At 70.3% G+C, this 14,841-nt stretch carries 14 protein-coding genes; 2 read left to right on the top strand and 12 right to left on the bottom strand.

Going from position 1 to position 14,841, the window contains the following annotated elements; all coding sequences use genetic code 11:
- Positions 1–7: 7 nt before the first annotated feature.
- The 7 genes from ACFVM3_RS33850 to ACFVM3_RS33820 form a co-directional block, all read right to left on the bottom strand.
- Entirely contained in the window at positions 8–349 is a 342-nt protein-coding gene (locus ACFVM3_RS33850; RefSeq protein WP_126729489.1) for a CD225/dispanin family protein, read from the bottom strand.
- 156 nt (positions 350–505) lie between these two features.
- Positions 506–1,405: a GTPase Era gene (gene era, locus ACFVM3_RS33845; protein ID WP_016332464.1), complete on the bottom strand. Its 900-nt coding sequence runs from the start codon at positions 1,403–1,405 to the stop codon at positions 506–508.
- A complete protein-coding gene (locus ACFVM3_RS33840) occupies positions 1,405–1,731 on the bottom strand; it encodes a cytidine deaminase (protein WP_378443981.1) in 327 nt (108 codons plus the stop codon). The genes era and ACFVM3_RS33840 overlap by 1 nt, the downstream gene beginning before the upstream one ends.
- Positions 1,724–3,076: a hemolysin family protein gene (locus ACFVM3_RS33835; protein ID WP_378443980.1), complete on the bottom strand. Its 1,353-nt coding sequence runs from the start codon at positions 3,074–3,076 to the stop codon at positions 1,724–1,726. The genes ACFVM3_RS33840 and ACFVM3_RS33835 overlap by 8 nt, the downstream gene beginning before the upstream one ends.
- An 11-nt stretch (positions 3,077–3,087) precedes the next feature.
- The gene (gene ybeY, locus ACFVM3_RS33830) at positions 3,088–3,642 is read right to left on the bottom strand and encodes an rRNA maturation RNase YbeY (protein WP_034316398.1); all 555 of its coding nucleotides are present in this window, start codon (positions 3,640–3,642) and stop codon (positions 3,088–3,090) included.
- Between the two features lie 127 nt (positions 3,643–3,769).
- On the bottom strand, positions 3,770–4,852 hold the full coding sequence (locus ACFVM3_RS33825; protein ID WP_378443979.1) for a PhoH family protein: 1,083 nt from the start codon (positions 4,850–4,852) through the stop codon (positions 3,770–3,772).
- 114 nt (positions 4,853–4,966) lie between these two features.
- Entirely contained in the window at positions 4,967–5,317 is a 351-nt protein-coding gene (locus tag ACFVM3_RS33820; RefSeq protein WP_378443978.1) for a histidine triad nucleotide-binding protein, read from the bottom strand.
- Between the two features lie 122 nt (positions 5,318–5,439).
- Between ACFVM3_RS33820 and ACFVM3_RS33815 the strand changes: the two genes are divergently transcribed.
- Both ACFVM3_RS33815 and ACFVM3_RS33810 read left to right on the top strand, forming a co-directional pair.
- Entirely contained in the window at positions 5,440–6,753 is a 1,314-nt protein-coding gene (locus ACFVM3_RS33815) for a hypothetical protein (protein ID WP_378443977.1), read from the top strand.
- Positions 6,750–7,736, top strand: a complete 987-nt coding sequence (locus ACFVM3_RS33810) for a transporter substrate-binding domain-containing protein (protein WP_378443976.1) — start codon at positions 6,750–6,752, stop codon at positions 7,734–7,736. Before ACFVM3_RS33815 ends, ACFVM3_RS33810 begins: the two co-directional genes overlap by 4 nt.
- 314 nt (positions 7,737–8,050) lie before the next feature.
- Here the strand turns inward: ACFVM3_RS33810 and ACFVM3_RS33805 are convergent, their stop codons facing one another.
- The 5 genes from ACFVM3_RS33805 to ACFVM3_RS33785 are packed head-to-tail and all read right to left on the bottom strand — an operon-like array spanning position 8,051 to position 14,572.
- Entirely contained in the window at positions 8,051–8,686 is a 636-nt protein-coding gene (locus tag ACFVM3_RS33805) for an FHA domain-containing protein (RefSeq protein ID WP_378443975.1), read from the bottom strand.
- A gap of 3 nt (positions 8,687–8,689) precedes the next feature.
- A complete protein-coding gene (locus ACFVM3_RS33800) occupies positions 8,690–9,967 on the bottom strand; it encodes a VWA domain-containing protein (protein ID WP_378443974.1) in 1,278 nt (425 codons plus the stop codon).
- Positions 9,964–10,950 (bottom strand): PP2C family serine/threonine-protein phosphatase, encoded by a 987-nt coding sequence (locus tag ACFVM3_RS33795; RefSeq protein ID WP_378443973.1) that lies wholly within the window; start codon positions 10,948–10,950, stop codon positions 9,964–9,966. The genes ACFVM3_RS33800 and ACFVM3_RS33795 overlap by 4 nt, the downstream gene beginning before the upstream one ends.
- The gene (locus tag ACFVM3_RS33790; protein ID WP_378443972.1) at positions 10,947–13,376 is read right to left on the bottom strand and encodes a tetratricopeptide repeat protein; all 2,430 of its coding nucleotides are present in this window, start codon (positions 13,374–13,376) and stop codon (positions 10,947–10,949) included. The genes ACFVM3_RS33795 and ACFVM3_RS33790 overlap by 4 nt, the downstream gene beginning before the upstream one ends.
- Positions 13,373–14,572 carry a hypothetical protein gene (locus ACFVM3_RS33785; protein ID WP_378443971.1) on the bottom strand — a complete coding sequence of 400 codons (1,200 nt, stop codon included), beginning with the start codon at positions 14,570–14,572 and terminating at the stop codon, positions 13,373–13,375. Before ACFVM3_RS33785 ends, ACFVM3_RS33790 begins: the two co-directional genes overlap by 4 nt.
- Between the last annotated feature and the right edge of the window lie 269 nt (positions 14,573–14,841).

Below are 14,841 nucleotides of genomic sequence, written 5' to 3'. Positions count from 1 at the left end.
GCCTCGATCAGCGGTAGGTGTTCACGTCGACCGAGGTCGCGAAGACACCGAGCACGACGACGAGGATGACGTACAGAACGGCGATCACGGCACCGACGATCGCCGCGATGATCGACCACTTCTTGGCCGCGTCGGCCGCTTCCTGAGCCGCGGCGGGCTGGCCCTGCGCCCAGAGGGTGTTCACCTGGTTCGCCTTGACGATCGCGACGATACCGAAGGGCAGGCAGCACAGGATCGTGGTGAGGATCGCCCACACCAGGTTGTTGTTGGGCGGCGGGCCGGGGTTGTTGAAGCCTCCACCGCCCTGAGGGTCGCCGGAGTAGTTGGGCAGGCCCTGGTTGTCGGTCATTTACCGCTTTCCCTTCACGAATGATATGCAGAACTACGACCCGGGCGCGCCGCCCGATCAGCGATCACCGGAGTCAAGGGTTGAGACTCTAAGGTCACCCGTCCGGTTCCACATCATCAACCGGTCTCCGCGACCGAATCGAGACATTCCGTTCAGTCAGAAGCCCAGCCGTCGCAACTGACGGGGGTCACGCTGCCACTCCTTGGCGACCTTGATGTGCAGGTCGAGGTAGACCTTCGAGCCGAGGAGCCCCTCGATCTGCTGCCGGGCGCGGGCGCCGACGTCCTTGAGCCGCTCACCCTTGTGCCCGAGGATGATGCCCTTCTGGCTCGGTCGTTCCACATAGAGGAACGCGTGCACGTCGATCATGTCGTCCCTGCCCTCGTGGGGCAGCATTTCCTCGACGGTGACGGCGATCGAATGCGGGAGCTCGTCCCGGACACCCTCCAGCGCCGCCTCGCGGATCAGCTCGGCGACCAGGGTCTGCTCCGGTTCGTCGGTGAGTTCGCCGCCCGGGTACAGCTGCGGCCCTTCGGGAAGGTGCCGCACCAGCAGGTCCGAGAGCGCGCCGACCTGGAAACCGTCCACAGCGGACACCGGGATCAGCTCGGCGAACTCCATGACCTCCTGCAGGGCGAGCAGCTGCTCGGCGACCTGCTCGGGTTTCACGAGATCCGTTTTGGTGACTACGCCGATCACCGGGGTGCGCTTGGCGATCTTCTTCAGTTCGGCGGCGATGAACCGGTCACCGGGACCGACTTTTTCGTTGGCGGGCACGCAAAGCCCGACAACGTCCACTTCGGACCATGTCGAGTGGACGATATCGTTGAGCCGCTCGCCGAGCAGGGTTCTCGGCCGGTGCAGTCCCGGTGTGTCGATGATCACCAGCTGCGCGTCGTCGCGGTGGACGATGCCGCGGATGGCGTGGCGGGTGGTCTGCGGTTTGCTGGAGGTGATCGCCACCTTGCTGCCGACGAGCGCGTTGGTCAGCGTCGACTTGCCCGCGTTGGGCCGCCCGACGAAACAGGCGAATCCGGAACGATGCGGCTCGGCCATCAGCTCAGCACCTTGCCGCTGGGATCGGCGAGATAGACCGGGGCGTCTTCGGCGATGTCCCGCACCGCCTGGAGCGAGGCGCCGTTCAGGAGGGCGTCACCGCTGACGACGACGGCGGCCTCGATTCCTTCGGCCCCACTCGAAACGGCGGCGGCGACGGCGGCCTGCAGCGCGGTGAGCTTGAGCGACGGCTGGTCGATCGTGCTCGCCGCGTAGGTGCGGCCGTCGGTGTCGCGGAGCGCGGCGCCCTCGGCGGCCTGGGTGCGGGCTCGCGCGGACCTGGCCAGGGTCACCAGCTTCTGGTCTTCGGCGTCCAGCTCAGGCATGTTCGACACTCCTGTCACTTTCATCGGGCTGCGGGACCCGGGTCCGGCGCCTGCCCTGGGCAGCGTCGGTCACCGCGTCCGCGTCGGCGGGGTGGACGACCACCGTGGTGATCCGCATCCGCCCGCGCCGGTCCTTACCGCCTTCGGCGAACAGCCGAAGTCCGGCGACCTCGGCTTCGGCCCCCGGCAGCGGGACCCTACCCAGTCGCTCGGCGAGCAGCCCGCCCACGGTCTCCACGTCGTGGTCTTCGAGGTCGATCCCGAACAGTTCGCCCAGGTCGTCGATCGAGAGCCGGGACGAGACGCGGACCGCGCCGTTTTCGAGTTCTTCGACCTCGGGACGTTCGTCGGTGTCGGATTCGTCGGTGATCTCGCCGACGATCTCCTCGAGGATGTCCTCGATGGTGAGCAGGCCGGCGGTGCCGCCGTACTCGTCGACGGCGATCGCCATGTGGTTGTGGGAGACCTGCATCTCCTTGAGCAGGTCGTCGAGCCGCTTCGAGTCCGGCACGAAGCTCGCCGGGTTCATCAGCTCCTCGACCAGGCGCTGCGAGCCGCCCTCGGCCATGTACGCGGGCATGAGGTCCTTGATGTTGACCACGCCCACCACGTCGTCGACGGAGTCGCCGATCACCGGCAGCCGGGTGAACCCGGTCCGCAGGGCCAGCGCGAGCGCCTGGCGCACGGTCTTGTCGTGCTCGATCCAGACGATCTCCGTCCGCGGCACCATGACCTCGCGCGCGATGGTGTCACCGAGCTCGAACACCGAGTGGATCATCTCGCGCTCGGATTCCTCGACGACGCCGCGTTCCTGGGCGAGGTCGACCAGTTCGCGCAGTTCGACCTCGGAGGTGAACGGGCCTTCGCGGAAGCCTCGACCAGGGGTGATGGCGTTACCGAGGACGATCAGCAGCCTGCTGAGCGGGCCGAGGATCGAGCCGAGGACGCGGACGGGACCCGCGACGACCAGGCCGATCCGGTACGGGTGCTGGCGGCCGAGGGTGCGCGGCCCGACGCCGATGAGCACGTAGCTCACCACGACCATCACGCCGGCGGCGACCACGACGGCGAGCCACAGTGGCCGGACCCAGCCGAGGACGTCGACGGTGACCAGCACGGTGGCGGTCAGCTCGCAGGTCATGCGCAGCAGCAGGATCAGGTTGATGTGACGGCGGCGTTCGGCGATGACCAGCGCGAGCTGACGCGCGCCGGGGCGGCCGAGCCGGACGAGGCCGTCGGCACGGGCCTTGGAGACCGTGCTGACCGCCGCGTCGGCGGCCGCGAACACCCCGGCGAGCAGGATCAGCGCGATGGCGATGATCAGCAGTGCCGCGGGACTACCCATTTCGGCGCCGCCTAGGCCGGCGGTTCGTCGGCGGGCACGGCGTCGAGGCCGGCGGTCCCGAGGAGCCTGTCGTCCGCGGAGCGCTGCGCGTCACGCTTGTTGAGCGCGGCCACGGCCGCCTGGAACTCGCCGAGGATCCGCTTCTGCAGGCCGAACATCTCGCGTTCCTCGGCTGGTTCGGCGTGGTCGTAGCCGAGCAGGTGCAGCACGCCGTGCGTGGTGAGCAGGTGCAGCTCGTCGATCAGCGAGTGACCGGCCGTCTTGGCCTGGTCCTTCGCGAACGCCGGGCACAGCACGATGTCGCCGAGCAGCGCGGGAGACGCGTCCGGCGCGTCGGGGCGGCGCGACGAGTCGAGCTCGTCCATCGGGAAGGCCATCACGTCGGTGGGACCGGGCAGGTCCATCCACCGCTCGTGCAGGTCCTCCATCACCTCGAGGGTGACGAGCAGGATGGACAGCTCGGCGAGCGGGCTGACCTCCATCTTGTCGAGCGCGAAGCGGGCGGCCGACACGATGGAGGCCTCGTCGACGTTCACGCCCGATTCATTGGCGATCTCGATGCTCATTTCTCATCCCCGATAGTGCGCGCGACCGCGAATCCGTAGACAGACCTTCGGCCTGCCTCCGCATTAGCGGGGCCTTCGGCCGAGAACGCGCGCGCCTTGGTCGATTCGGGCAACGGGCGCTCGGTCCTCATCTCCGTTGCCCTTTCCAGCCGTTGCTCTTGTCCTGGCTGTCCTGCAGCGCCTGCCACTTCTCGTACGCGTCGACGATGTCGCCGACGAGCTTGTGCCGCACCACGTCCTGGCTGGTGAGCTGGGCGAAGTGCAGGTCCTCGACGCCTTCGAGGATGTCGCGGACCACCCGCAGGCCGCTCTTCTGGCCGCTGGGGAGGTCGACCTGTGTGACGTCGCCGGTGACGACGATCTTGGCGCCGAACCCGAGCCGGGTGAGGAACATCTTCATCTGTTCCGGCGTGGTGTTCTGCGCCTCGTCGAGGATGATGAAGGCGTCGTTGAGCGTGCGGCCGCGCATGTACGCCAGCGGCGCGATCTCGATGGTGCCCGCCTGCATCAGCCGCGGGATCGACTCGGGCTCGACCATGTCGTGCAGCGCGTCGTAGAGCGGGCGCAGGTACGGGTCGATCTTCTCGTTGAGCGTGCCCGGCAGGTAGCCGAGGCGCTCACCGGCTTCGACCGCCGGACGGGTCAGCACGATGCGCGTGACCTGCTTCGCCTGCAGTGCCTGGACGGCCTTCGCCATGGCGAGATACGTCTTGCCGGTACCGGCGGGGCCGATGCCGAAGACGATCGTGTGCTTGTCGATGGCGTCGACGTACCGCTTCTGGTTGAGCGTCTTGGGCCGGATCGTCTTGCCGCGCCGGGAGATGATGTTCATGCTCAGCACTTCGGCCGGTGACTCGTGGTCACCGGTGGAGAGCATGCCGACGGTGCGGCGGACGGTGGCCGGGTCGACCTGCTGGCCGCGGCCGGCGAGCGTCACGAGTTCGGCGAAGACACGCTCCGCGAAGGCGACGTCGGCGGGGGCGCCGGTCAGGGTGACCTCGTTGCCTCGGACGTGGACGTCGGCGGAGAGGAGTTCCTCGGCGACGCGGAGGTTTTCGTCCCTCGATCCGAGCAGGCTGAGCGCGGCGGCGTCGGGGATGGGGAATCGGGACTGGGCCGCCTCGGTGATCGCGGCGTCGTCGGTCTTCGTCGGGATGACGTCCGCGGGAACGTCGGGTCGGGCGGCTTCACCCGGTACGGTTCCGGCCACGTGGCCTCGGGCCTACTTCCTGCGCTTACGCTGCGATTTTCAACGACAGTGACAAGTTCGATGCTACTGGTTGCGGGTGTCGGCACGCAGTCCGGTTTCCGCGGGGCGCGCGCTTCAGCGTCCGAAATGCCCCAGCTGCTCGCCGCCGAGCACGTGCGCGTGCACGTGGAAGACGGTCTGCCCGGCGTCACCGTCGGTGTTGAACACCACCCGGTAACCGGACTCGGCGATCCCCTCGATCTCCGCGACCTTCTTGGCGGTCGAGGCGACGTCCGCCAGCAGCCGCGGATCGGCCGCGGCCAGCTCGGCGATGTTCCGGTAGCGCTTCTTCGGCACGACGAGCACATGCACCTTGGCCTGCGGCGCTATGTCCCGGAAGGCATACGTCGTCTCGTCCTCGTACACCTTGTCGGACGGGATCTCGCCCGCGATGATCCGCTCGAACAACGTCTCCGCGTCACTCATCCCCCCACCTTATCCCCAGCACACGACGAGAACCGTTGACACCATTGTGACATCGGAAGCGCCGAACTCGGGGTTCCGACCGGCCCCGGCCGGATAAGATCGGCTGCTCGCAAGGGGGATTCATGACGATCCAGACTCCCGCCGCGCCGCCGTCGGCCGGTGGTACGACCCGACCACAACGGTCCCGCCTGGCACAGTGGACCGGACCGCGCACGCCGGCGCGGCTGCGGCGCATCGGCATCGTGTTGACGCTCGCCTGCCTGGTGACCGCCGTGCTCAGCCTGGTCAGCGGCACCTCCATCGTCGGCGCGATCGACGACGCGGGAAACCGCGACGCGACGTTGGCGCAAGCCGCGGGCGAGATCTACCAGGCGCTCGCGGACGCCGACGCGATGGCCACCAGCGGCTACGTCTCGTCCGGCCAGGAGCCGCCCGCGATCCGCGCCCGCTACGACGCCGACCTCGACCACGCCGGCAGGCGGCTCGCGGAGGCGTCCCGGCTGATCGCTCCGGACGATCCGGCCGCGAAACCGCTGGACACCATGATCACCGGGCTGCCCGCCTACACCGGGCTGATCGAGACGGCGCGCACGTACAACCGGCAGGGACTGCCGCTCGGCCAGTCCTACCTGGCGCAGGCGTCCACTCAGATGCGCACCCAGCTGCTGCCCGCCGCCCAGTCCTTGCGCCATACCGAGGTGAGCGCGCTGAACGCGGACTACCGGCGCGCCAGCGCCCTGCCGATCGCGGTGGTGGTGTTCGGGCTGGCGCTGCTGGTCATCGCGCTCGACTTCTCCCGGAAGGAGTTCCGGCGGACCCGCCGCAGGCTGAACCCCAGCGTCGCCGCCGCTTGCGTCGCGGTCGTCGCCGGTCTGCTGTGGTGGTCGGTGGCCACGGTGTCCACCGGCAACGCGCTGGCCGACGCCAACGAGGCCAGCGACGCCGCGACCGCGCTGGACGAGGCGAGCACACTCGTCCTGCAGGCGCGCAGCAACGAAAGCCTCGTGCTGGTCGCCCGCAGTGGCGGCAGCGCGTCCGACGACGATTTCACCGGCCGGATCGACCGGTTGCTGGCGGGCGACGGGCCGCTGGCCGTCGCCGGGGCCAACGGTGTGGACGTCGGCGTCATCCGCGAGGCCGCCGCCACCTGGGCCGACGCGCACAAGAATCTGCGGAAGGCCGACGACGAGGGCCGCTACGCCGACGCCGTACAGGCCGCCGTCAGTACCGGCGCGGGCAGTTCGGGTGCCGCGTTCACCGCCCTGGACAAGGCCGTCGGCGACGCGGGCGACAGCGCGCGGGCCCGGCTGTCCGCCGCGACCGGTGCCGCTGGCGACGCAAGTGCCTTGCTCGGGTTCGGCCCCGCCGTGTTGTTCGCGCTGGCCGCCGCCGGATTCGCGATCGGTATCGCACGCCGAGTGGAGGAGTACCGATGACCGGCCCGGTGAAACCCACGATCAACGTCCGGCGGCCGGTGGCCGTCCTCGCCGTCGCGGCGGTGTTGTCGCTGGGCAGCATCGCCGTGCCTTCGTTGCACGGCAACCAATCCGTGGCCGTGTCCACCGACGGCTCGGACACGAAGGCGCCGTCGGCGAAGCGGCCGGAGTGCGGCACCATCAAGGACAGCCTGCGCCCGTCGGGCCCGTTGCCGTCGCCCGGCGCCATGCCGTCCGGCTCGACCATGGCGAAGATCCAGCAGCGCGGTCGCCTGATCGCGGGCGTCGACCAGGGCAAGTACCTGCTCGGTTACCGCAACTCGCAGACCGGGCTGCTCGAAGGCGCCGACATCGACATCGTCCGCATGATCGCCCAGGCGATCCTCGGCGATCCGGACAAGGTCCAGTACGTCGTACGCGACGTCGCCGACCGGACGCGCCTGATCGAGCAGGGCCAGGTCGACGTCGTGGTCAACACGTTCAGCGCGACCTGCGACCGGCAACGCTCGGTGGAGTTCTCCACCGCCTACTACGACGCGACCCAGCGACTGCTGGTGCCGGCGAAGTCCGGTGTGGACGGAGTCGAGCAGCTGGCGGGAAAGAAGGTCTGCACGTCGATCGGCTCCACCACCGAGGTCGTTCTGCGAAAACCTCAGTACAAACTGGACGTGGTCACGCTGGCCGGTATCCCCGACTGCACGGTCGCGTTGCAGCAGGGCAAGGTCGACGCGGTGTCCAGCGACGACGGCATCCTCGCCGGGATGGCCGCGCAGGACCCCCAGACCAAGGTCGTCGGGCAACCGCTGGCCAACGCCTACTACGGCGTCGGGATGGCGCCGCAGCAACAGGACTTGGTGCGCTTCGTCAACAAGCTGCTCGAACGCGACCGCGCCAACGGCAGTCTCGCCGCGAGCGCCCGGAAGTGGCTGGGCGCCCAGCTGAACCCGGTGCCGCCGATCCCGGCGGCCCGCTACCGCGACTAGGACGCGCCCACCGCAGCCAGGGCGACGGTCCGTGAAGGCCACGTCACCGCTACCGAGCCGGTCAGGGCCTTAGGGCCAAGGGGTGTCTTAGGTACGTACCGCCGGTGCGCTGATGGCGGTTTCGCGTGACTGAACGGACGACACGCGTGTCGGGATGGACGACACGCGTGATCGGGCGGACGACTCGCGGTGAAACCCTGGCCGCGTCGTGTCGTCCGTCCAGTCACGCGTGTCGTCCGCCGGACCACGCGTGTCGTCCGCCGGACCACGCGTGTCGTCCGGTCGATCACATGACATCGCCGGTGCTGATCGCCCTAGGTTCGCTCCAGGGTGATCACGGTCCACGCACCGAGCCGGATCGGCACCCCGGCCGGAACGTCGACCGGGGTGTTGCGCTCGATCACGTCGGTCGTGTCACCGACCGACGTGCCGTTGGTCGAACCGAGGTCGACGACGTCCCAGCCGCCGTCGGACCGGGCCACCAGCACGGCGTGCTGCGCGGACACGCCCGGATCCAGCGGCGGGCCACCGAGGTCGATCTCCGGGTTGGTCCCGCGCGAACGGCTTCGCCTGCCGATCGCGACCTGGTCGCGGTCCAGCTCGAACCGCCGTTCCGGGCAATAGAGCGGAAAGTCCATCTCCGCCGCCTCCGAACCCTCACGACGGCGGACCTCGTCGAACCAGGCACGGTCCGCCCGCACCACGGCCGTCCAGCGCGACCGCACCGTCTGTGCCACGACCGGGGACGGCGCGGGCAGGTCGTTGTCGAACCCGCATTCCTCGCAGAACCTGCCTTCTCTCGGCACCTCGCAGCGGGCGCAGGTCAGCCCTCCGGCCACCGGTGCCGACGTCTCCGGCGCGGCCGGCGCCGTGGCGGCCCCGAGCACGAGGCCGCAGACGTCGCAGTAATCGGTGGCCGTCGAGTCGTGCCCGGCCACGCATACCGGCACGGGTCAGCCCTCGCCGCGGACCCGGCTGGTCCGCCGCGATCGGATGTCCAGCTCCATCTCGGCCTCGTCGGAGACCTTGCCCTTCAACCGCACGGTGCCGGTCGCGGCGTCGTCCACGTCGACCACCTTCTCCAGCATGTCGAGCTTGTCCCGGTCACCCGCCGCGGTGGCCAGCGCCACCGCGCGGCCGAGGCGCGCGGTGGCCGTGCGCTCGTCGCCGTCGCGGCGTGCGGCGAGCCCCTGCTCGACCGCGTCCGCGTACTCGGACTGTCCGGTGTAGTGCGCGACCTTCCTGCTGACCTTGGCCGACAACGCGTCGTCGTCGGTCCACACGGCCCGGATCAAGCCCTGCGCGAGGGTTTCCGTGGAACCACCGCGGACCACCATCGCCCGGCCGGCGAGCATCTCCGCGCCGACGGCCTGCGTGGGTACCTCGACGCACACGTGGTACTCGCGGCTCTCCGCGCCCCAAGCGCCGAGCGGGTAGTCGCCGTGCAACGGCCCGGTCTGCACTCGCTTCGCGGTCAGGTCCTCGACCTCCGGCGCGACCTGCTTGACGAACTTGATCTGCGCGCCCTTCGGCGTCCACAGCCGCAACGACACGTCCGCGACCCGTTTGCCCATCGCCGAATTCATGATCGCGTGGAAGTCGGCGGCCAGGTTCTCCGGCTTCGCCACGATGTCGACCGTGCCCAGCAACGCGGACGCGATCTTGCGTACCTCCGCGACCTTCCAGTCGGTACCGACACCGCGGCAGTCACAGCTGAACACGCCGGTGCACGCTTCGATCTCCTGCTCCAGCACACCGGGGCTGTCGCCGTTCTGGCCGTCGGTGAGCAGCAGCGCGTGCCGGATCGCACCGGGATGCTGCTCGGCGATCTGCCGCGCGAGGCCCAGCCAGTTGGAGAACGCGGTGCCCCCGCCCGCGGAAAGCTTGCGCACCGCCGTCGTCGCTTCGGCCCTGGTCTGGGCGTCGGCCAGCGCCGCGCCCCGCTTCGGGTAGATCTGCCGCGCGCTGGTCGCGCCCGAGATCACGGCGAACAGCACACCGTCGCGGAGCTGCTCGATCGCGACCGCGGTGGCCGCGCGCGCCGAGGCGATGCGGTCGCCATGCATCGACCCGGAGGTGTCGATGATCAGCATCTCCAGCGCCTCGGCGGCCACCGCGGGGGCGGCGTCCCCGGTGGCGGTCACCGACACGACCGCGTCCACCCTGGTCGCCCCCGCCGAAAGATAGGCGTTCTGGTCGACGGCGACGACGAACTCTGCTTCTGCACTCATACCTGTGCCCCCTCCAAAGGGATGACTACGACGCTGATGTTGTCCCGGCCGCCGGCGGCCAGCGCGAACTCGGTGAGCCGCTCGGCGACGGCCAGCGGTGTCGCCCCTTGCCCCGCACCCGCCACGAATTCGCCGATCCGCCCGGCCTCGGGTGCCTCGTTCCACAGGCCGTCCGAACAGACGAGCAGGGTTCCTGCACCGTCCTGGTGCACGGAGACGACGTCGGGGTCGGGCAGCATGTCCGGGCCGAGCCAACGGGTGATGGTGTGCGCACGGCGGTCGGCGAACGCGGCCGCCTCGTCCATGAGCCCCTCCGCGACGACCTCGGCGGCCCACGAGTGGTCGTGGGTGAGCAAGCGGCTGTCCGGACCGGCGAGCCAGTACGCCCGAGTGTCACCGACCCACCCGACGGTCACCTTGCCGTCGGCGACGTATGCGGCCACGAGTGTGCAGGATGGCCCGTCCGGCAAGGGATTCGGACCGTCCAAAGTGGCCACGGCGGTACCGGCGGCGGCCACCGCCGCGCGGACGCGGGCGACCGGTTCCGCCGGCGCCTCCGCGCCGAGCAGCACCGCCAGTGCCGCCTCGGACGCCGTTCGCGCGGCGCGTTCGGGCCGTCTCGTAGTGGACACACCATCACACACCACGGCGGCGGTGGTCCCGTCGAGGAGGCGGCCGAGCGCGATCGCGTCCTCGTTGCGGCTGTGCACCAGACCCCGGTCGCTGACCCCCGCCAGGGAGCCGAGGTCGATGGTCGTCCGATCGGCCGGATCCGGCAGGCGCAACCCGCAGTCGTCGCAGTACTCGGTCGTGGTGCCGCACACCGTGCCGCACGCCGGGCACTTCCGCGCGGTCTCCTTCGCGACGGCCTCGACGGAGGTGCTTCCCTTGCGCAGCAAGGAACTACCGCACGCCTCGCAGAACCGATCGCCGAGCCCGACCGGTTCGGCGCACGCCGGGCACGCACTGGTCCGTACGGTCACACCCATGACACCGGCCGGACGGAGTTGGCCAGATCGACCAGGTCGATCCGGAGGTCTTCGTCGGTGGCCAACCGAGCGCCCGCTCGCAGCTCGGTCTCCAACGCGGACCGCACGCCATGCTCGGTCCAGGGGCAGCCGAGCAACGGCGGGCGAGCCTCGCCGGTCTTCGCGACCAGCGGCAACGCGGCCTGGAACACCGATGCGCGGACCTCGTGCCCAGTGGCCTGGTCCAGGGTGAGCCTGCCGACCCGATCGGCGGCGGCACGCAGTGTGCCCTCGTCGACCTGGCCACCGATCATCACCCGCACGGCGACGGTCTGCGCGGTCACGTATTGGCTCGACGTGGGTGCGACCGTGTCCAGCGCGGCGAGCGCCGCCGCGGGCCGACCGGCACGCAACGCCACCCGCGCCTGGCCGAACGCCGCGTCCGCGATATCCGGGTTCGCCCGGTTGACCTGCAGGTAGTAGCGGCCCGCCACATCGTCGTCGGCGGCGGATTCCGCTGCCGCGGCCAGTGCCAGTTTCGGGGCGGACTCGCCGGGCAGCGTCGCGAGCACGGTGCCGAACGCGGTGGTCGCGGCCCGCGCGTCACCCGCGGTCAGGGCCGCCACCCCGGTGAGCCAATCGCCGCGCCAGTCACCGGGCAGGTCGGTTCGCAAACGCTGCAACGCTTCCCGGGCCGAATCGACGTCGCCGAGTTCCAGGTGCGCGCGAATCACCCGCAAGCGCAGCTCGACGCTGGGTGTAGCGGTACCGGCCGCGAGGCGCAGGATCTCCTCCGGCGCCGCCGACGACACCGTGGCGAGCAGGCCTGCCGCCGGGTCGGTCGTGTCGACGAGCGGAACGGGCAGCGCTCGGGCGACCGCCACCGGGTCCGGGCGGCCAGGGGCGCCCACGTCGCCCAGCAGGCCGATGCCGAACACCGATCGGGACGGACCGAACAACGTGGACACGCCGGGGCGTGCTTGGCCGTCCTCGACGGCGAGCACCTCCCGCAGCACACCGTTCAGCTGATCGGCCATCTCCTCGGCGGACGCGAAACGCCGCATCGGATCAGGGTCGGTGGCGCGGAGCACCACCCGGTAGAACGACTCGTGCTCGGAGAGCAGCTTGTCGGTGGCCGGGTCGGGCAGTGGCACCGGCTTGCCTGCCCGCAACGGCGAGATACCCAGCGCCATCACCATGAGCGTGCGCCCGACGGTGTGGATGTCGGCGGCGGGCGACGGTCCCTCGGACTCGAAGTCCGGTGCCTGATAGCCGGGCGTGCCGTACCAGTCGAAGCCGTCGGCGTTCTCGAACGGCACGACCGCGCCCATGTCGATCAGCTTGAGCCGTCGTTCGTACTGGATCACGTTGTCGGGTTTGAGGTCGCAGTAGGCGAGGCCCTGGCTGTGCAGGTAGCCGAGCGCGGGCAGGATCTCCAGGCCATAGGAGATGACCTGGGGCAGCGGCAGTGGCGCGAGGCGCGTGCCGACGGCCTTGCCGCTGTCCTCGACGAGCTTGCGCAGCGACGAACCGCCGACGTACTCCATCACGATGTAGCCGATGGGTTTGCCGTCGTCGCCGGGATGCTCCACGAAGTTGTGGATCATGACGATGTTCGGGTGGTTCACCTCGGCGAGGAACCGTCGCTCGGCCTCGGCGGCCGCGCGGGCGGCCGGGTCGTCGATGTCGAGCAGTCCCTTGAGCACGACCCACCGGTCGTTGACGTTGCGGTCGGTGGCGAGGTAGATCCAGCCGAGCCCGCCGTGCGCGAGGCAGCCCTGGACGAGGTACTGGCCGCCGACGAGCGTTCCCTTGGCGAGCGACGGCACGAAGTTGAACGGCGTGCCGTCCCTGGGGCAGAACCCCCGCAGCCGTCCGGGTTGCCCGTCTTTGCCGCGGCCGACGGGCTGGTCGCATTTGCTGCAGTACCGCTTGTTCTCGGCGACCTGCGGGTCCTTGAGGATGGCCGCTACGGGGTCCACCCTGGGCACCGCGGGGACGTCGACGAGCCCCGCGCCGAGACCACCGCCACGCCGCGACGAGGACTGGGCGGTCGAGGTGGCGGAGGTCCGGCGCGACGCGCGGCCGTTGAGCTTGCTGACCGAGGACGAGGTGGCGGCCTCCGACCTGGCGGAGGTCGCGGCGGCCATCCCACACGTATCGCAGTAGCCGCCGTCAAGCGCGCCGTCACAACCCGGCTGCGAGCACTCCCCCTCCGGCACGGGCGCGCTCATGGCCACCGGCACCACGGCGGCCATCCCACACGTATCGCAGTAGCCGCCGTCAAGCGCGCCGTCACAACCCGGCTGCGTGCACTCCCCCTCCGACACCCGCGCGGTCGTGGCCACCGGCACCGCGGCGGCCATCCCACACGTATCGCAGTAGCCGCCGTCAAGCGCGCCGTCACAACCCGGCTGCGTGCAACGATCCTCCTGGCTCATGCCGAACCGCCTCCGCTGTCCGTGCCGGGCTCGACGAGCAACCGGCGGAAGTTCCCCAGATCCCTGGTGGCAGCGGCCAGATCGGACGGCCGCCGCCACAACGTCGCCTTGATCCGCTCGGCGACCGCCATCACCGCGTCGTCCTCGGCCAACCCCAGCCGGACGGCCCGGGCCTGGTAGGCACCGAACCGTCCGCGCAGTTCCTCGCGCCGCTCCAGCAATCCCGTGGCGAGCTGCCGCGCCGCACGCAGTTCCGCGTCGGCGGCCGCGAGATCACGCCGTACCCTGGCGGCCCCCGCGTCGCGCATGGCCCAGCTCAGATCGTCCAGCCGCGCCAGCGCGGCCCGCAGTTCCGGCACCCTGTCCACCGGCAAGGCAGGCAATTCGCCGACCACTCGCTCGGCGGCCGCCACGTAGTCGTCGGCGGTGGCCGCCCGCAGTTCGTCGAGCGCTTGCGCGGAACCGGCGAGTTCGGCCCGCGTCTGCTCCCAGCCGTCCCGCAGCGCGAGCAGCCGGTCGACCCGCGCGCGTTCCTCGGCGAGCTCGGCGGTGAGCCGGGCCAAGGTGTCGTCGAGCGGCCGGTCGGCCAACGCGAGTGGGTCGTTGCCCGCGAGTTGCTCGATCTCGCGGATCCGCGGCACCACCGAGGCGGGCGCCTGTCCCAGCGCGGCGTCGTCGTCGGCGAGCCGTCGTGCCTGTTCCAGCAACGGCGCGAAAGCCTTGAGGGTGGCGGAATTCAGTTCGTCACACCGGAGAGCCAGCTCACTGACCTGCCGGTACGCGTCGTTCATCCGAGCCGTCAACGCCGCCAGGGTGATCGACTCGACCTGCTCGGCCGCCCCGGTCAACCCGCGCTCGGGTAGGGGCACCGCCCGCCGGGATACCTCGACGGACGGCTCGACGAGCAGTCGTCGCAGCTCGACGACCTCGGGCTGCCCCAGTTTGGAACGCCGTCCCCGAACCTGTTCGGCTTCGGCGAGCACCGCGCGGTAGGTGTCGAAGTCCCGCCACAAGCCCGCGAGCACGACCTCGGCCGCGGCCCACCGCTCGGCGGTGATCCCGGAGGACAGCTTGGCGGTGAAGAGCCGGTGCCCCGGATGCCGGTCGAGTTCGACGAGCGCGTTGGCCATGGCGGTCGCGTCGATCTGGTGCCGGTCAAGGGCACTGGCCAGCGCGGCAGCATCACTTTCCGTCAACGCACCCCCCACCATTCGCTTCAGCCGCTCCGCTGCCCCGAAAGTCTCGCAGATCCACGCCGACCCCAACACAAAACAGCGAGATCCACACCGTCAAAACGACCCACACCCCAGCTTCACTACGCACGCTCCGCTTTGCTTTGCCGCCAGGCGAGGGCCGCCAGGCCCTATGCCGGTCGCCGCTTCGCCTACGCACGCTCCGCTTTGCTTGGCTGCTTGGCCGCCAACCCCCGCCGACCGCACCGTGGGGGGTCCGGGGGGCTCGGCCC

Source organism: Amycolatopsis sp. NPDC057786 (assembly GCF_042797905.1).
Classification (GTDB): Bacteria; Actinomycetota; Actinomycetes; order Mycobacteriales; family Pseudonocardiaceae; genus Amycolatopsis.
Note: the sequence above shows the minus strand (reverse complement) of the source record. Positions and strands in the feature narration are given on the sequence as shown.